The following is a 16848-nucleotide window of genomic DNA, read 5'->3' on the forward strand; positions in this document are numbered from 1 at the left end:
ATAGCAATGAAATGCCGCACTGACAAGAAATATGTCGCTTTTTCCAATGCCGCGCTTGAAAACGACCGTATATTTTGTATACTGGAGTTAGTATGGTCCACAGGAGGAGCGATGGGGATGAACATTGGGAACCTGTTTCAGGTCACCGGAATGAACGAAAGCCACCGCGAACTGTGCCGGCTGTACGCGGCAGAGTCCGCCGGGCCGGAGGAAATCACCGCGTATTTTTCCGGCATCCGCTTGGAGGAGGAGAAATGGGATTCCGCCTGCATGGTGGCTTCCATGTGCGCGCGCCACGGGTATGAGGGCGTTCCTCCGGAGCTTTTACCGCGCATCCGCGGCATTCTTCGCTATTACCGGATGCTCAATGCCGGGCGCATTGCCGGAACCTGCAGGCTGATCCGGCTCTACAACGACGCGGGGATTCCCGTGATGGTCATTAAAGGAGCGTCCATTTTAACCTGTTATGAGCCCAATCATATCCGGCATATGTGGGATACGGATATCCTGGTTCCGGCCGGGGAGTACCGCCGCGCCGTGGAGATCGCGATCTCGCAGGGCTTTTCGGGAGGAGAGTCTCCGCATTCCGTCAATCTCAAGCGGGACCGTATGGAAGATATCGACGTTCATAAGATCTTCATGAAGGAGCTTTTATCCCGCGGTCCGGAGAAATTCTGGCCGGAAGGGCCTGAGGTTCGCCGAAGCGGCGCGGTTTTTCAGGTGCCAGAATTCAACACCCTGTTTGTCCAGATCCTGACGAACAGTTTTTCCAATCTTGCGGAAGTAGGTAATCACGGCGCAAAAATTAAATGGTTCATGGATGTGGACTTTTTTATCAGCCGGCCGGAGGATCTGGACTGGGAGCGGGTGATATCCCTTTCGAAGATGCTGGGGGTGGCTCCCCATGCAAACACCGTGCTGTGCCTGTACGACAGGCTCGCCCCCGGTCGGTTCGATTATGCCTCCATAGCCCCCCGTCTGAGCGAAGAGAGGCAGGTAGCCCGCTGCCTTGCCGTACTGCGGCAGTGCCGGAGGGCCAACCTTCTTTTTGAAAACCCGCCGGAAAACGCGTCCATTCCAAGACTGGTGGGGATTCACATCCGCTGGCTGTGGACCAATAACCGCATTAAAAATCCGGATTCCCTGCTGACGAATCTGCGCACCTTTCCCTCCTATCTGCGCTGCGAGCTGCGCGTAAAGAGCCTTTGGCAGCTTCCGGGGGTCGCCCTTGGAAAAATCAGGGGCCGCATGAGGGAAGAAAAAGAAACGCAGCGCGGATAAAAGCAGCGCGTCTGTTATACCTGTGTTCCTATACCGCAGGGCTGTAGTTTGCGCGTCTTCGCAAAGGCGCCCTCCTTCCCCCGTATCCGTCGGAAAACAGGGTTTTTCGACGAAAAAACGCCCGGCACGAAATGTGCCGGGCGTCCTTGTCACTTGATGTTTTCGGCTCGTATCCGGTTACAGGCCATTTACCCAGGAGAGAACGTTTCTGCAGTCCGCTTCGTCCGGATGGGAGCTCCGGATGACTCCGAATCCCTTTCCGAAGCACTTCATATAGCTTTCGTCAACCGGTATGCCTTTTTCCTTCAGCGCCTGCCGGATCTCGTCAAAGGCCGCCCGGTCGGAAGACCCTCTGCCGATCCAGGTCAGAAGAACAGAAACCTTGGCGCCGGGCCGCAGGCCGCCGGCCGGAATGTGTTCGATGAAACGCAGAAGGTTCTTGTGGACGTGGCCGCCGTATACGCCGGAAGCCAGGATGATGGTGTCATATGAGGAAAGGTCCGGCGCCGCAGCTTCGTTTACCACCTGAAGCTCGGAGTCCGAGTGTGCCGAGACATAGCTGCATACTTGATATGTATTTCCCGAGCTTCTGGGGCACAGGATCAGTTTTTTCATTTGGTTTTCCTTCTTTCTTGTATTCAGTAGTATACCCCTCCCGTAAGAATTTGGCAAGCGGACGGCGGGAAAGGGGAGAGGAGCGCCGCTTCGCCGATTTGTCTTTCCTATGCAGAGAAAGTGCGCAAATATTGTCCTTCATCTGCTGATTGAGTAAAATGCAACAGAAAATATTCGGGAAATGTATGATTTCGATGGACAACGGCGGAAGTTCATGGTAGACTCTTTAACAGTTTAAACCGATATCGGTTTAAACTGACATGGACAGAAAGGCTGAAGGAAGCGTATGAACATAGTGGTCTGCATGAAGCAGGTTCCCGCCACCTCCCGGGTGGAAATAGACCCGGAGACCGGCACCTTGATCCGTCTCGGAGCGGAATCCCGGACGAATCCCTACGACCTTTACGCCCTGGAGACGGCGCTGCGCATCCGGGAGCGGACGGGGGGAAGGGTGACGGTGCTCACTATGGGGCCGCCCCAGGCGGAGCAGATGATGCAGGACGCCTACCGGCTGGGCGCGGACGACGCGGTGATCCTCTCCGACAGGAAGTTCGCCGGTTCCGACGTGCTGGCCACCTCTTATACCCTTTCCCAGGGGATCCGGATGCTGGGCATCCCCGATCTGATCCTCTGCGGCCGCCAGACCACTGACGGGGACACCGCCCAGATCGGCCCCGCGCTGGCGGAGCACCTGGGGATTCCCCACGCGGCTTGGGTGGGCGCTATTTTAAAGGCGGATAAAAAAAGCATCGAGGTGCGCCAGACCCTGGCCTCCGTCACTCAGATCTCCAGGCTGAAGTATCCCTGCCTCGTAACGGTGGAAAAGGATATCTGCGTGCCGAGGCTTCCTTCTTACCGGCTCAAGCGGGAGACCGCCGGGCGCCCGGTGCGCGTACTCGGTTTCCGCGACCTGCCGGAAACGGATCTTTCCCTCTGCGGCCTGGTGGGCTCTCCCACCCGGGTGGAGAGCATGTTCTCCCCGCCGGAAAATCCCCGGAAGGTGATGCTGGAGGGCGATACCAGAGAAAAGGCTTCGGCGCTTGTGGCCGTGCTGAGGGAGAAGAAGCTCGTGGAAGGCGGTGAGGCGCGGTGACAACCATCCATTTTGACGCCGCCGCCTGCAACCTTTGCAGGCAGTGCATCGAAAAATGCCCCTTCGGCGCCCTGACGTTGGGGGACGAGGGGCTTGAGGTAAACGAAAAGTGCCGCATGTGCGGCGTATGCGTCAAGGTATGTCCCGTCCGGGCCATCCGCTTTGAGCAGAAGCCCTCCCGGGATCCCGCGGACAAGAGCAAATGGAAGGGCATTTTGATCTTCGCCGAGCAGGAAAACGGCGAACTTCATCCCGTTACATATGAACTCATCGGGGAAGCCCGGCGCCTGGCGGCCAAAGTGGGCTATGCTGTCTTCGCAGTCCTGGTGGGCGGGGAAGAAACGGAGAAAAACGCCGAAGAACTGCTGCCCTACGGAGTAAAAGAAGTCTTCTACTACCAGCATCCGGGCTTTTCCGGCTTCCGGGCCGACTGCTGTGCCGATGCCGTGGCCGACTGCATTTCCCAGCTTCGCCCCTCGGTGGTCCTCATTGGAGCCACGGCTCTGGGCCGCTCTCTGGCGCCTCGCCTTTCCGTCCGGTTCCACACGGGGCTCACCGCCGACTGCACAAAGCTGGACATAAACCCCAACACCGATCTTGTTCAGATCCGGCCCGCCTTCGGCGGCAACGTCATGGCCCGGATCCTGATGGAATATTCCCGGCCCCAGTTTGCTACCGTCCGGTACCGCGTCATGGACAGGGCGGAAAAAACGGACGGTCCCACAGGAAGGGTGAAGCGGATGCCGGTGTCCGACGCCATGGCCCGCTCCGGCATCGAGGTGTTGAAGATAAGCCCTCTTCCCCGGGAAAAGACTTTGGAGGAGGAGGAGATCCTGGTGGTGGCCGGGCGCGGTGCGAAAAATGAGGAGGGCGTGGCCCTGGTAAGAAGCCTTGCCGAAGCCCTGGGGGGGCGGCTCTGCTTCACAAGGCCCATGGCCGAGTGCGGCCTGGGAGACGGCGGAAGCCAGATAGGGCTCTCCGGCAGGACGGTGAGGCCGAAGCTGATCATAACCTGCGGCGTCTCGGGGGCCATCCAGTTTACCGCCGGGATGAGCGGCAGCGAGTGCATCGTCGCCATCAATTCCGATCCCAATGCCCAGATTTTCAGCATTGCCCACTACTGCGTCGTGGACGACCTGTTCCAGGCCGTTCCAGCGATACTGGAGCAGCTGGAAACCGGAAAGGAGGCGCTCTGACATGCCCTATCCCTATAACAGGCTAGATGCCGCCGGTATCGAGTATATAAAATCCGTTACCTCGCCGGACCGGGTGGCCGTGGGCTGCGACATCCTGCCGGAGTACTCCCACGACGAGATGCCCGAATACGGCGTTTTCCCCCCGGACCTCTACGTGGAGGCTCTGAATACCGGGGAAGTGTCCGCCGTGATGAAATACGGCTATGAAAACAATATCCCCGTGGTGGTGCGGGGCGCGGGTTCCGGTCTTGCCGGGGGCGCCACCTGCAAATACGCCGGGATCCTCCTTTCCGTCGTGAAGATGAACCGGATTTACCCCGTGGACCGGAAAAATCAGACCGTTACCTGCGAGCCCGGGGCGCTTCTGCTGGACGTGCAGGCGGCCGCGGCGGCCGAGGGGCTGTTTTACCCCCCGGACCCCGGCGAAAAGACGGCCACCATCGGAGGAAACGTCATCACCAACGCCGGCGGAATGAAGGCGGTGCGCTACGGCCTCACCCGGGATTTCGTCCGGTGCATCCAGGCGGTGCTGCCGGACGGCTCTGTCGTGGAATTTTCCTCCAACGTGGTGAAGAACACAACGGGGTACGACGTGAAGGACCTGGTGGTCGGCTCCGAGGGGACCCTGTGCATTCTCACCCGGGTGACGCTGAAGCTTTTGCCGGCGCCCAAGTTCACCTGCACCCTGGTGATGCCCTTCCCGGACCTGGAGGCATGCGCCGACATGGTGCCGAAGGTCCTGGATCTGCCCTTCACTCCCACGGCCATCGAGTTTCTGGAGCGGGAGCTTCTGGAGATCGTGGAGCGCACCCTGAACAAGCCCTTTCCCGTGCCCGGCGGCGGCGCGGTGCTCATCGTCATGTATGACGCCTCCGGCCGGGAGGAGCTGGAAACGGCCTGCGACCTTGCCTGCGAAGCGGCCCTGGAGTACGGCGCCATCGACTGCATGATCGCCGACACCCCCGAGCGCATCGCTTCCGTCTGGAGCGTCCGGGGCGCCATCCTGGAGGGCATGAAGGCCGACTCCGTGGGCCAGGAGGAGTGCGACGTGGTGGTGCCCCGCAGCGCCATCGCGGAGTATGTCAAGGCGGCCAAGAAGATCGCCCTGGCGCATGGGATCCGGGTCCAGCCCTGCGGCCACGCGGGGGACGGGAACATCCACACGGAGCTTCTGCGGGACCCCGGCATGAGCGATGAGGCCTGGAAATCGGCCACCCACGCCAGCCTTACGGAGCTTTACGCCCTGTCCAAGCGACTGGGCGGGCAGCTGTCCGGAGAACACGGCATCGGAAACGGACGGCTGGAATTTCTGGAACCCTTCCTGGGAGAGCGCATGATCCGGCTCTATAAAGCGATCAAACTGGCCTTCGACGAGAAGCTGGTTTTAAACCCCGGCAAGATCGTGGAATTCAATACCCATAACTGAAAGGAAAGCGAGAGGGAACGACGATGGAAAAGAAAACCCTGCTGGTGGACAAAAGCAGGATGCCCCTGGCGGTGGGCGTGGCCTTCGTGGCCTTTACCACCCAGTTCGGAGGAGGCTTCGCCTCCGGCGCGCAGATTTACTCCTATTTTATCAATTACGGCGTCTGGTGCCTCTTCCTGCCGATCTTCACTCAGTTTCTCTACGCGCTCTTTTTCTGGTACGGCATGCGCTACTCCTTCCGCAACAAGCTCTACGATTACCGGAGCTTTTCGGATCACTTCTACGGCAGGTTTCGCGCCCTCTTTTCCAATCTCTTCGAGCTGACCTATCTCATCATGATCTTCACCGCTTCCGCCGCGGCCTTCGCCACCGGCGGCTCCACCCTGAACACCCTCTTCGGTATCCCTTACTGGGTGTGCACCCTCATCGTGGGAATTTTCATCTTCGTTATCGCCCTTTTCGGCACCAATATGGTGCGCCGGGCCGCCGCCACCGTGTCCGTTCTCATCATCATCGGTCTTATCGTGGTGCTGGTCCCCAACATCATCGCCCAGTGGGGGAGCATTTCGGCCTCCGTCTCCGCCATGGCAGGAGGGACCATGGCCGTCTCCTCCAAGGCCACCGGCGCCTTCGGCCCGGCCCTGTGGATGGCGTTTCTCTACTTCCTGTTCCAGCTGCCCTCCGTGTCCGTCATGTACCAGCACATGGAGACGCTTACCAGTGAGGAGCAGGTCAACAAGGCGGCCGTGTACATCTTCATCACCAATACCCTGGCCACCATGCTCTCCATCGTGGGCCTTCTGGCGGTTGCCTTTGTGGGAAGCCTCGCCAAAGCTTCCGTTCCCATGCTGCTGCTGGTGCAAAACGGCGTGGGAGCCTCGGTGCTGACGCCCGTCATCTCCATACTGATCATTCTCGGCGCCATTTCCACGGGGGTGAACATGGTCTCCGGCATCGTCACCCGCTGCGTCAACGCCGTGGAGCGCAGGATCGACGATCCGGCCAGGCGGGAATCCGGGCATCTTGCGCGTAATATCGTCTTCGCCTTGATTTTCACTGCCGTCGCCTTCTCCATCGCCCAGTTCGGCCTTATGGCCGTGGTCAAGAAGGGCTATGCCTATCTCGGCTACGCAGGCCTCATCTCCGTCTTCATTCCCTTCGTCGTGCGTTTCCTTTGGGATCTGAATAAGAAAAAATAAGGCCTCTTGCCGCCGAAAACGGCATTCTGGACCCCATGAAAAACAGTGCTGCCCCGTAGCCGCCGGCATACGGACAGCGCTGTTTTTTTGCTCTATCTCACCGAGAGGTTAACATAACAACAAAATAAGAATGGCTAATCCTCTTAAACGCCGTACAAGCTACATTTTCACAGACCCAATAAGCCCCACCAGCTAAAACCCGGAGAGCCCCCCATTACGGGCTCAAATCCTCTTAAACGTCGCACAAGGAACGTTTTCATAGACCCATTAAGCCCCACAGTCTAAAACCCGGAACGTTCCGATCGCGGGCTTAAAACAGGCCCCTTGCTATAGAGCTGTCCGTGCGTTCGAAACTACCAATGGTCAATTACTTATTAAGAGCGCCCACAGGAGCACCCTCCCCATGAAGATCCAGGAGGCCGGAGCCTCCTGGTCTGTTTTTGGTGACTTTTTGCAGAAACAAAAAGTTACCCCCAGCGGGGAGCGCGTGCTCCCGTCCAAACCTTTCGTAAAAAAATGAATAAGTAATTTAAGCGACTCGCATTCTGTAAGATAGTTGCTCGAAAGAACTATTAAGGATATACTGGAAGCGATGAGAAAGAGTGGATTCTCATCTATGCATCAGGAGGAGGAACAGGTGGAGGTAACCGTATGGAACAGGAAAATGTATTCGTTAAGTATATAGTTATAAGATTAATTAAAAAGTATATTGGGCTATACATAATAATCTATGGCATCGCGTTGAGCATCCTGAATATTCATATTGGCAATTATACGATCGGATGTATAGTCTTAGTTATAATCAATGGAATTTTAATTTTTGTTAGCAGAAAAGAAAAACACATTATCAATAATTTACTATTGTTGGGGATAGAATTTATAGTAGGTCTGATTCTTTCTAAGCTGATCAGCTTCATTGTTGTAATAAGTATCATGATGTCGGCATAATCGGCTAAAAAACCTCCGCCCGGTTTCGGGCGGAGGTTTTCATTTGCGTGATCAAACCCTCACACGCTGATTCCCAGAATCCGCTTCGCCAGAATGGCGATAATGAAGGAAATAACCGCCACGGAAAGGGAGATGGCCGCCATTTCGAGAAAACGCCTGAAGAAGGGTTCTTCTTTGGCAACGGAGATATAGTAGTTGAAAAACAGGATGATGAGCAGCACGATGGCGATCATCACGGCGAAGGCGGGGACGTACATCTTCTCGGGGAAGAGCAGGTAGGGAAGCACCAGCAGAGCCACGGTGATGATATAGGCCGCCCCGGTGTAGGCGCTGGACTTCAGAGCGTCGGGACTGCCCTCCGCCCGCTGGGCCAGATAGTTGGAGGCCATCATGGAAAGAGTGGCGGACACCCCTGTGATGATCCCGGTCATGGCAACCAGCCGACTGTTGGCAAGGGCGAAGGTAACCCCCGCGATGGCCCCGGTAAGCTCCACCAGAGCGTCGTTGAGGCCCAGCACCATGGCCCCCACATAGTGGAGCCTTTCCTCGTCCAGCATGTCGTAGAGTTCCCGCTCGTGGTGCAGCTCGTCCTCCAGGACGGAGGCCGCCTCCGGCAGCTCCTCCCGCAGGCTTTCGTATTCCGCCGAGGAGAACCGCTCGGTCTTCTGCATAAGTTTAACCATGAAGGTAAAGCCCATGAGAACGGTTATGAGCTTCATCCGGAGCATCGTGATCCCCCGCGGGCGGATCTTCTCTCCGGTGTACGATTCCCAGACGGCCGCGTGCTTTGCTTCGTCTGTTGACATCTGCGATAGAACCCGCCGGTTTTCCGGGTTTTTCTCCCGCTTCGCCATAAAGGCGTAAAGCGCGGCCCCGGTCTCCTCGTCCAGCTGAACGCCGCGGACCCGCCGCAGCAGTTCCGGGCCCAGCTCCATATTAGCCATGTGGCTCCCTCCCCTCTCCCGAAACAGGGAGAAATCATATCTGCAGGATACCACCCCCGCCGCGTTTGTCAAGAGTCAATCTTATGCGGGCCCGCCGTTTCCGCAGTGCAGGATGACTGCGAGCTGCATATGATGGACTGCGGTATTTGAAACAAATACGGTGAAATAAAATGGAGGTAAAACGCAATGGCAAATCATATTAACGACTTTGATCCTGCCGGTTTCCCCGGTGCGCCGGGCAGGCATCCGCCTTTTCCACCCTGCCCTCCGGGCCCCCGCGGTCCCGCGGGTCCCCAGGGCCCTCCCGGTCCCCGCGGACTGCCGGGAAGTCTGAACAATACAGCCGAGTCCTTTGTGTACGCGCAGCTGGCCCATCTTTTGGAGCAGCTGATCGAATATTATCCGGGACTGACCCTGTATGTGTTCCTCCCCGGGATCAGCCCCTGGTGGATTTCCGGGATACCCTATAGGGTTTACCAATCGACGGAGGGGACTTTTGCCGGGCTGTTTATGCTCAACGGCAGCGGAGAAGTGGCTTTCCCCCTCAGCGCCATAGCGGCCCTGCAGTTTGAAACCGACACCGCGGTGTATAATCCGGCCATCACGTATCTGCCGAAGCCGATATTCCCGCCCGGCTACGACACGAATATCGTAACGGCGATTTACGAATATGTCGCCACTTTGACCGGAACGGTGCTGTTCAATATCGGCTCCAATGTCCGCAGCATGGATCTGATCTATAAAAATAAATACGGATTGATCGTGCAGGCCACCGACGAGTTAGGCAACAATCCGGCCTTTATCCCGGTGACCCATATCACCGGGATCGCTCCGCAGGAAACGGCGGGAGGCGCGAAAAAGATCGAGGCTTTCGGAAGCGGAAGGGCGGAAAGCGCGCCGCCTACCAGGATTCAGGCCGCTATCTATCTGTAAGGCCTTCAATTTCTTGCATCCGGAATCCCGGCGAAATACGGCCGGTAAAAAACCACGGGGACGGCATATCCGCCTGGAAAGAGCGGAAAAGTCGTCCTCTTTTTGCCCTCCGCCGTCCGGCTGAAATTGACTTGCCCGCCGCCGCCGGATATAATGGAAGCACCTACATTGCATAGCGGGAGTATGAACGGTATGAAACTAGTGGTTTTTCAGAAGGCGCCCCTCGGGCTGGATATTACCCTGGAGGAAATGGCGGATAAGTGGCGCGAAGGCGTCCGGGGCATCCCGGAGATCACCGATTTTCGGCTGGAAACAGCGGATCCGGACGGATGGAGCGGCGGGGAATACGCGCGCCTGATCGGGGACGCGGAAGCCGCCCTGGGGGTGAATCTCACAAAAAAGCTTCTCACGGAGGAGTTTTTTAAAGAGCATCCCGGGCTCAGATATATCGCCACCTTTGCTCACGGTTTTGAGGAGATCGACCCGGCGCTCCCCGCGAAGTACGACGTAACGCTGTCAAACACCGTCTACGGGGACCACACCATCGCCCAGTATGCCATCGCGATGCTCCTGGACATCTGCCATAAGGTTTCTTTGCACAGCGAGTACACAAAGCACGGCTACTGGGAACAGAAGGGGGAGCAAAGCCGCTCCTACGCCCGGTACGCGGCGCTTTTCACCCGGCAGATCGAGCTGTGCGGCAAGACCTTCGGCGTGCTGGGCCTGGGCTCCATCGGCCTGCGGGCCGGAAAGATCGCCGATGCCATGGGCATGCGTGTCATCGGCCAAAGCCGGCATAAAAAGACCGGCCCCCAGTACGATTTCGTGGAACAGGTCTCTCTGGAGGAGCTGCTCTCGCGCTCCGACGTTCTGTCGCTCCACTGCCCGCTGACGGAGGAAAGCCGGAACATCATAAACCGGGAGACCATCGCCGGAATGAAGCCCGGCGCGATCCTCATCAACACCGCCCGCGGGGGACTCGTGGACGAGGCGGCTCTCTATGAGGCCCTTGAGAGCCGCAGGCTCTATGCCGCGGCCCTGGACGTCCTGGTGAACGAGCCGCCAAAGGAGAGGATCCCCCTCATGGACTCCCCCTGGTGTACCATCACCTCCCACATCGCCTGGCTCTCCCGGGATTCCCGCCTTCGCACCGTGGATATCGCGCTGGAAAACCTTAAAGCGTATCTGGGCGGACACCCCGTCAGCGTCATCGGCGGCTGAAAACTGGAGGTATCGGCAGGGTAAGAGAAGAGGGCTTTTCAGATTCCTAAAGGAGAACGACATGAGATTCAGAGCCGCACAATATGGGCTTCTGCTGTTTAATGTAGGATTTATCGTATTTGGTGCGCTGACATTTTTATTTCTATTGGGTGCGATCTGTATTCCTAACGGTAGGGTAGCGCTGCTGATCATGACCGGATTGGGGCTGGTCATGGTAGGAATGCTTCGTTATTCCGCGAGGGATACCCACGCATGGATCTATATCGACAGCGCAGGAGTAAAAAGAAAATGGCTGTTCGGGGTCAACGATGCGATTGCGTGGGATGAGTGCGCCGACATCGGGATTGCGAAAATCGATGTGGGCGCGTATGGAATCCATCACTGGATCTATCGGCTCTATTTTTCAAAAGTGCTGCTGACCCAACAGCAGGTCCAAAACTCGCAAAATATAAAACTCAATAGAAGCGATTGTATTATGGTGGATTTCAGCCAGGAAGTGCTAAATGAGGTATTAAAGTACGTCGACAGGGAGAAAATTCGAAACCTGCATCTGGCATCTCAGATAAAATCAGTTTTTTTTAATCAGAAACCATGAGATAGAATCAAAAGAGGATGGTATCGTGAACCATCCTCTTTTATTTTGTATGATATACATATCTCGTATCATACGGAAAAAGAAATCACCGGCTTTTACGCGCTTTTCCCCCCAAAAAGCCAACAATAAAATTGTTAATAACAATCAGAATGCCCCTGATACCGGAACGATTTTACGGAGCCATGGACGCGAAAGTCCGGTAATTGAGTACGATGGCCTGCTCCCGGGTGGTGTTTCCCAGGGGGTCTATCTGATTGCCGCCTACGCCCTTCATGATCCCTTTCATGTTCATATAGCGCACCGCGCCGATGGCCCAGGCGGCGATAATGTTCTCGTCGGCGAAGGTCCCCGCGCCCGAAGCCGAAACGTCCAGGGCGGGATACGCCGCCGTCAGCGCCCGCTGCAGCATGACGCAGATCTCCTGCCGGGTGATGCTGAGGTCGGGCGCGAACCGATCCGTGGATACGCCCTTAACGATCCCCAGGTTATAGGCCTTGAGGACCTCCGGATTGACGGTATCCGTAAAGGGATTCGGTGAAACCGGGGCCGCGGTCCCGCCGGAGAGCGACTCGTAGAGCAGCACGGCGATCTCGCAGAATTCCTCCCGTGTGATATTGTTCTGAAAATCGCACAGGATGTCCGGAGTGGTAAGGCCGGCGGAAACGGCAAGCTGAATTTCCGGCAGAGCCCAGGAGCTTGCGCCCGGATACTCCTCCCCGGTGACGGCTGACGCGGTGGTAACGGAAAGCACGTCCGTATACGCGGAGTAAATCATCTGGGTAAGAACTCTTTTATAGGAGCGCACCCGGAACTGATAATCGGTTCCCGCGGTGAGGCCCTCGTCCAGAAAAACGGTGATGCCCGCCGCGGTGGTGCAGACCTCGGCCCAGATGGGAATGGAGGAGTCTTTAGGCACCAACAGGCGCTCCACCTTGAAGCCCGTCTCGTCGGAGGAATTGTCGTTCCATACGAGAATGACGGAAGTTTCCTGGATATCTATGGCCTCCAGACCGTCGGGCGCAGCCGGAGCCGTAACGGGGCTGACGGGTTTGATAACAACGGGAAGCGTGATATTCAGCGGGACGGTCACCGTTACGATGTTGGAGTCGTCGGATACGTAGGCGTCCAGAGACAGACCCGACATAATGAAATTGACGGCGCTGATCTTGTAGTGATAAGTCTTGCCCGCGGTGACGCCGGTGTCCGTATAGGTTTCGACGTCCGCCTCCGTGAAGTCGATCATATCCCAGGCGTCGTCGCCGTCGGAGGACAATTCCCTGTAGATATAAAAGTAGTCTTCGTTTGTGGAATTGTCCGTCCACGTGAGGACCACGCCGTCGGAAGCCTTTTCCGCGACGGTGAGTTCCGAGGGCGCGGCGGGAGTGTTTCCTCCCGCGGCCAGACACGGCGCTGCGGATCCCAGAAGCAGCACCAGGACGAGAGCGATGGAAACCGCCTTTTTCATATGGAGCGCCTCCTTTTTATTTGTTTAAAAAGATCAATCCGTGTAAACCCGATATATGGAAGAAAATACATGTAATTACTAATATTATAGTACCAGCGCCGGAAGAAAAAGGAAAGCGGTATTCCCGCCATATAGGTGAAAAAGTTGCCGGATCGCATGAATAATGCCCAACGGAAGGCTGCCGGGGTGAAATTTAGCCCAATGATGAGAAAAAGCGCCTGTAACAGAAAAAAGACGGAAACGGCACCGAAACCTGATTTACACCATAAGAGCCCCCGCGTCATATGATGAACTGGGCCCTATACCGTACGTATTGAATACGGGTATACGGGTATTAAAAAATAAAAGAGGATTATGAAAAATGGCTACCTCCCTATTAAAGCTGACGATGACTGCCACAGCGCCCACCACCAAGGCAAACCCCACCACACTGCGCTACTTCAACACGGCGCCTACGGGCGGCTATACCGGCTCCGCAACCTATACCATCGATGATGTGAACTGGCTGAACGATGCGGGTGTTACCGTTTCCGAGCATGGCCTCGTGCCGGCGGCTACCGACAACGGCTCCTATCTTCTGTTTATCAACGGTGAACTCCAGGAGGGCAATGTGGTAACCGGTGTCACCATTGACGACGTAACGATTACCTTCGGCGAATCTACCGACATTGATGAAGGCAAAATCCTGGCTCTGGTGGTCTCCAATTTCGGGCCTACCACCACGGCTCCAGACATCACCGGCTGACGGGAAAAAGATCGGTCCTGATTTAACCGGTTGAGGAAAAGGCGGCAGCTTCGGACGTTGTCCGCCCGGAGCTGCCGCTATATAAAACAACCGACTCATGACGGCCCGCAGCCGCGAAAACTCCCGGCGGAAGAAACAGCCAAAGAGAAAATGACATGATATGGAAATCCACCGAACCGGAGGAATCGCTATGTCCGGATGTAATTTACCTTTAACCTTTTGCCTCTTTACCGATCAGAACGGAAAACTCGCAGACCCCCGCGACGCAATTTCTTATGTACCGCTGTGTTCGCCGCGGAAATGCCCGGACGCAGGGGCCGGCCCCGGAAAGAAACTGTTTGCGGTTTCCGTCCGGGGATACGTTGTTGTGTACGTCCAGGGGATGGAGTTCTCTCCTCCTATTCCGTTTCACGTTACAAGCCGCGTGTGCTTGTTCGCTCCCCCCGGCGCCCGGCCGGACTTTTCAGCGATGAGGCTTCAGTGCTGGTGCTCCACCGTGACGGTGAACGGGGAGACCGTTGGAGTCGATGTCGGCATCCGGATTTTATCCGCGGCCAGATCCTGCGCCGACGAGGACGTCCTGGTGCGCGCTGCGGACGGCGGGTATCCCGGCGGGGAGGAAATCTGTATCTGGGTGAAACGGGTTTTCGACGCGGTATGTTTTGAAAGCTTAACCGGGGTTACCTATGATCTCCTGCTGCCGGCGCAGGCGGTCCAGTATTGCGCCCGCTCCGACGGAGCGAAGATGCATTACACCGACGCCGACGAGCTTACGGAGTATGGCAACACCGGCATCCTGTCTCCCACCGCCGTTTCTTATTACAATCTGTATAGTAACGGCATGCTGCAGCCTGCTGTGAATTATGAAATAACGGAGGGTAATCTGCAGTTTCTGACTTCCGATACCCCGCCGGACGGCCAGACGGTCATCCTCTCCTTTGTCACCTTTGGGAAAAACCACGGCAGGGAGGTCCAGGTGATCAACGAACAGTATGTCGCCCTCGCGGCCCCGGGGAAGCGGATCTTCACCGACGCGGACGAACTCGTCCAGTACGGCCACGGCGGCATCCCCTCGCCGGACGGCGTTTCGTACTTCAATCTCTTCATCAACGGAGCGCTCCAGCCAGAAGCGAATTATCAAGTGACGGAGGGAACCCTGGAGATCACCGCCTCGGATCTGCCTCCCACGGGAGCGATCATAATCCTGGAGTCCCTTGTCATCCGAGACTCGGACGGCATCCTTTTGAAGGCGCAGGCGGAATTCTACAACGCCCTTTCCGACGGAAATAAGATTTATACCGACAGGACGGAGCTTTTCATGTACGGCGCCTCCGGGATCCCGGAGCCGGAAACCGCCTCGTATGTAAACCTGTTTGTAAACGGCGTCCTTCAGCCCCCCGTCAATTACACGGTCCGGGAAAACCTGCTCACCCTGGACACCTTGGACGCGCCCATTCAAAAGGCCCCTGTCACGCTGCAGTATGTGCGGGTGTTTGTGTCGTGAGCCGGCGCCGATAGAGGAGAAAATCTTGATGCGGAATTTACGGTTTCCTGATTGCTGCGGAGCACTGGGCAAGGTAGGATGAAAAAAAAGATACCGTCGGACTTCAAAAAACAGCCGGTAAAAACAGCCGGAAGTACGCGCGTGGAAGGATTATTGCCGCCCGAGGCATTCCGGCGGCCCGGATTCTTTCCGGGCGCGGTGCGGTATCTTTGTTCCGCCTTCCGGACAAGCTCCGGCTCGCCGGTGCCGGCAGTATGCCTCCCGCGGTATAAAGACGCGGAGAAGGAAAATAAGCATGACGAAAACGAAAGATCCCGTTCTGGATCCCGGACATCTGAAAACTCTTCTCAAAGGGAGGGTGCCCGGCCAGCTTATCATCCAGATGACCGATCTCTGCAACGCCCGCTGCCCTCAGTGCTCCATGCGCGTGACCGAACCCTTTGCCCGCTCCCGGCTGTCCCTGGACGACATGAAGCGGATGATCGACGCGGCGGCGAAAAACGGGGTGGAGGCCGTCTCCTTCACCGGCGGGGAAACCTTTTTGCTGCAGGACGACCTTTTGGAAATGCTCCGGTACGCATCCGTGGCGGGGATTCCCTTTACCAGGACAGGCACAAACGGCTTTTTGTTCAGGGACTCCGACCGTCCCGGGTTTGAAAGCCGTGTCGGCAGACTGGCCGAGGAACTGGCGAAGACCGGGCTGCGAAACCTCTGGATCAGCATGGACTCCGCCGACCCGGCTGTCCATGAATCCATGCGGGGCCTTCCCGGGGTGGTGCGGGGCATCGAAAAGGCCCTGCCCATCTTTCATCAAAACGGCATCTGGCCCTCCGCCAACCTGGGGATCAACCGGAACACCGGCGGCGCGCCGGAGACGCCGGCAGGGGAGCGCTTCGACCCGGACGCTTTTTATGCCGACTGCCGCCGGGCGTTTCGGAAATTTTACGCCTTTGTGATCGAAATGGGCTTCACCATGGTGAACGCCTGCTATCCCATGAGTGTGGACGACGCGTCCGGGGAGCTCAGCGCGGTATACGGCGCCACCTCGGTAAGCGACGTGATCCGGTATTCCGGGGCCGAGCATGTTCAGGTCTTCCGGGCCCTTCTGGACACCATACCGGAATACCGGGCGAAAATCCGGATCTTCAGCCCGAGGACCTCTGTCCTGGCTCTGATGCGGCAGTATTCCGGGGAGAGTACCCAATGCCGCCCCTGCAGGGGAGGCATCGACTTCTTTTTCGTGGACGCCGCTGCGGGAAACGCTTATCCCTGCGGCTACCGGGGCGGCGAGAGCTTTGGAAAATACTGGGACCTCGATCCGAAGAAAACGGACGCACGGGCCGTCTGCCGCCGGTGCGACTGGGAATGTTTCCGGGACCCCTCGGAGCTCCTGGGAAATCTCCTGGCCTTCCGCGAAAACCCGGTGAGGGCTGCGGGAAGACTTCTTCGCGATAAGGAATACCGGGCGGCGCTGGCCGACGATATCAAATACTACGGAGCCTGCGGTTATTTCGACGGGAGAAAGCCTCCCGACTATGAGGCGATGAAGCCGTGGGAAAAGAAAAATGAAAAACATTTTACATGACGGGCGTCAGGGAGCCTGTCTCCGATTTGTACGAAACACAGAAAAACCATTTTGAGATTTATGGAGAAAATGATATTGACAATTTGAAAGACCAGGCA

General features: G+C 57.0%; 14 protein-coding genes. 11 read left to right on the forward strand and 3 right to left on the reverse strand.

The annotated features are described in order from the left end of the window. Window positions 1-117: 117 nt before the first annotated feature. Window positions 118-1281 (forward strand): nucleotidyltransferase family protein, encoded by a 1164-nt coding sequence (locus B9A13_RS10735; RefSeq protein WP_159448107.1) that lies wholly within the window; start codon window positions 118-120, stop codon window positions 1279-1281. Window positions 1282-1458: 177 nt separating this feature from the next. Here B9A13_RS10735 and B9A13_RS10740 read toward each other — a convergent pair whose 3' ends face one another. After that, entirely contained in the window at window positions 1459-1896 is a 438-nt protein-coding gene (locus B9A13_RS10740) for a flavodoxin domain-containing protein (protein ID WP_084235166.1), read from the reverse strand. A 286-nt stretch (window positions 1897-2182) separates the two neighbouring features. Here B9A13_RS10740 and B9A13_RS10745 point away from each other — a divergent pair, with 286 nt between their 5' ends. From B9A13_RS10745 to B9A13_RS10760, 4 genes are read left to right on the forward strand one after another with little or no spacing between them, the layout of a single operon-like run. Continuing rightward, on the forward strand, window positions 2183-2989 hold the full coding sequence (locus tag B9A13_RS10745) for an electron transfer flavoprotein subunit beta/FixA family protein (protein ID WP_084235167.1): 807 nt from the start codon (window positions 2183-2185) through the stop codon (window positions 2987-2989). Further along, window positions 2986-4185 carry an electron transfer flavoprotein subunit alpha gene (locus tag B9A13_RS10750; RefSeq protein ID WP_084235168.1) on the forward strand — a complete coding sequence of 400 codons (1200 nt, stop codon included), beginning with the start codon at window positions 2986-2988 and terminating at the stop codon, window positions 4183-4185. The genes B9A13_RS10745 and B9A13_RS10750 overlap by 4 nt, the downstream gene beginning before the upstream one ends. Window position 4186: 1 nt before the next feature. Continuing rightward, window positions 4187-5611, forward strand: a complete 1425-nt coding sequence (locus B9A13_RS10755; protein WP_084235169.1) for an FAD-binding oxidoreductase — start codon at window positions 4187-4189, stop codon at window positions 5609-5611. Window positions 5612-5634: 23 nt separating this feature from the next. Beyond that, a complete protein-coding gene (locus B9A13_RS10760; RefSeq protein ID WP_084235170.1) occupies window positions 5635-6810 on the forward strand; it encodes a YkvI family membrane protein in 1176 nt (391 codons plus the stop codon). Between the two features lie 1007 nt (window positions 6811-7817). Here B9A13_RS10760 and B9A13_RS10770 read toward each other — a convergent pair. Beyond that, window positions 7818-8702: a VIT1/CCC1 transporter family protein gene (locus tag B9A13_RS10770; protein WP_084235172.1), complete on the reverse strand. Its 885-nt coding sequence runs from the start codon at window positions 8700-8702 to the stop codon at window positions 7818-7820. 186 nt (window positions 8703-8888) lie between these two features. Between B9A13_RS10770 and B9A13_RS14480 the strand changes: the two genes are divergently transcribed. From B9A13_RS14480 to B9A13_RS10790, 3 genes are all read left to right on the forward strand, one after another. Continuing rightward, window positions 8889-9635: a hypothetical protein gene (locus tag B9A13_RS14480; protein WP_159448108.1), complete on the forward strand. Its 747-nt coding sequence runs from the start codon at window positions 8889-8891 to the stop codon at window positions 9633-9635. A 192-nt stretch (window positions 9636-9827) separates the two neighbouring features. Continuing rightward, window positions 9828-10856 carry an NAD(P)-dependent oxidoreductase gene (locus tag B9A13_RS10785; protein ID WP_159448109.1) on the forward strand — a complete coding sequence of 343 codons (1029 nt, stop codon included), beginning with the start codon at window positions 9828-9830 and terminating at the stop codon, window positions 10854-10856. Between the two features lie 61 nt (window positions 10857-10917). Next, complete coding sequence (locus tag B9A13_RS10790) at window positions 10918-11451, forward strand: hypothetical protein (RefSeq protein ID WP_084235175.1); 534 nt, start codon at window positions 10918-10920, stop codon at window positions 11449-11451. Between the two features lie 172 nt (window positions 11452-11623). Here the strand turns inward: B9A13_RS10790 and B9A13_RS10795 are convergent, their stop codons facing one another. After that, window positions 11624-12916 carry an S-layer homology domain-containing protein gene (locus B9A13_RS10795; protein ID WP_084235176.1) on the reverse strand — a complete coding sequence of 431 codons (1293 nt, stop codon included), beginning with the start codon at window positions 12914-12916 and terminating at the stop codon, window positions 11624-11626. A gap of 361 nt (window positions 12917-13277) precedes the next feature. Between B9A13_RS10795 and B9A13_RS10800 the strand changes: the two genes are divergently transcribed. The 3 genes from B9A13_RS10800 (at window position 13278) to B9A13_RS10810 (ending at window position 16750) form a co-directional block, all read left to right on the forward strand. Further along, a complete protein-coding gene (locus B9A13_RS10800) occupies window positions 13278-13661 on the forward strand; it encodes a DUF4183 domain-containing protein (RefSeq protein ID WP_084235177.1) in 384 nt (127 codons plus the stop codon). Between the two features lie 469 nt (window positions 13662-14130). Continuing rightward, window positions 14131-15165, forward strand: coding sequence for a DUF4183 domain-containing protein (locus tag B9A13_RS10805; RefSeq protein WP_159448110.1), 1035 nt, complete (start codon window positions 14131-14133; stop codon window positions 15163-15165). Between the two features lie 295 nt (window positions 15166-15460). Next, entirely contained in the window at window positions 15461-16750 is a 1290-nt protein-coding gene (locus B9A13_RS10810) for a radical SAM protein (RefSeq protein ID WP_084235179.1), read from the forward strand. Window positions 16751-16848 lie beyond the last annotated feature (98 nt).

Origin of the sequence: Papillibacter cinnamivorans DSM 12816, from assembly GCF_900176335.1 — a bacterium.
Lineage (GTDB): Bacteria > Bacillota > Clostridia > Oscillospirales > Oscillospiraceae > Papillibacter > Papillibacter cinnamivorans.

Excerpts from the sequence above, each read along its gene's own strand:
- B9A13_RS10800 (WP_084235177.1), top strand. The coding sequence starts at position 13,278 with ATGGCTACCTCCCTATTAAAGCTGACGATGACTGCCACAGCGCCCACC.
- B9A13_RS10745 (WP_084235167.1), top strand. The coding sequence starts at position 2,183 with ATGAACATAGTGGTCTGCATGAAGCAGGTTCCCGCCACCTCCCGGGTG.
- B9A13_RS10795 (WP_084235176.1), bottom strand. The coding sequence starts at position 12,916 with ATGAAAAAGGCGGTTTCCATCGCTCTCGTCCTGGTGCTGCTTCTGGGA.
- B9A13_RS10790 (WP_084235175.1), top strand. The coding sequence starts at position 10,918 with ATGAGATTCAGAGCCGCACAATATGGGCTTCTGCTGTTTAATGTAGGA.
- B9A13_RS10805 (WP_159448110.1), top strand. The coding sequence starts at position 14,131 with ATGAGGCTTCAGTGCTGGTGCTCCACCGTGACGGTGAACGGGGAGACC.
- B9A13_RS10760 (WP_084235170.1), top strand. The coding sequence starts at position 5,635 with ATGGAAAAGAAAACCCTGCTGGTGGACAAAAGCAGGATGCCCCTGGCG.
- B9A13_RS10755 (WP_084235169.1), top strand. The coding sequence starts at position 4,187 with ATGCCCTATCCCTATAACAGGCTAGATGCCGCCGGTATCGAGTATATA.
- B9A13_RS10735 (WP_159448107.1), top strand. The coding sequence starts at position 118 with ATGAACATTGGGAACCTGTTTCAGGTCACCGGAATGAACGAAAGCCAC.
- B9A13_RS10810 (WP_084235179.1), top strand. The coding sequence starts at position 15,461 with ATGACGAAAACGAAAGATCCCGTTCTGGATCCCGGACATCTGAAAACT.
- B9A13_RS10740 (WP_084235166.1), bottom strand. The coding sequence starts at position 1,896 with ATGAAAAAACTGATCCTGTGCCCCAGAAGCTCGGGAAATACATATCAA.
- B9A13_RS10785 (WP_159448109.1), top strand. The coding sequence starts at position 9,828 with ATGAAACTAGTGGTTTTTCAGAAGGCGCCCCTCGGGCTGGATATTACC.
- B9A13_RS14480 (WP_159448108.1), top strand. The coding sequence starts at position 8,889 with ATGGCAAATCATATTAACGACTTTGATCCTGCCGGTTTCCCCGGTGCG.
- B9A13_RS10770 (WP_084235172.1), bottom strand. The coding sequence starts at position 8,702 with ATGGCTAATATGGAGCTGGGCCCGGAACTGCTGCGGCGGGTCCGCGGC.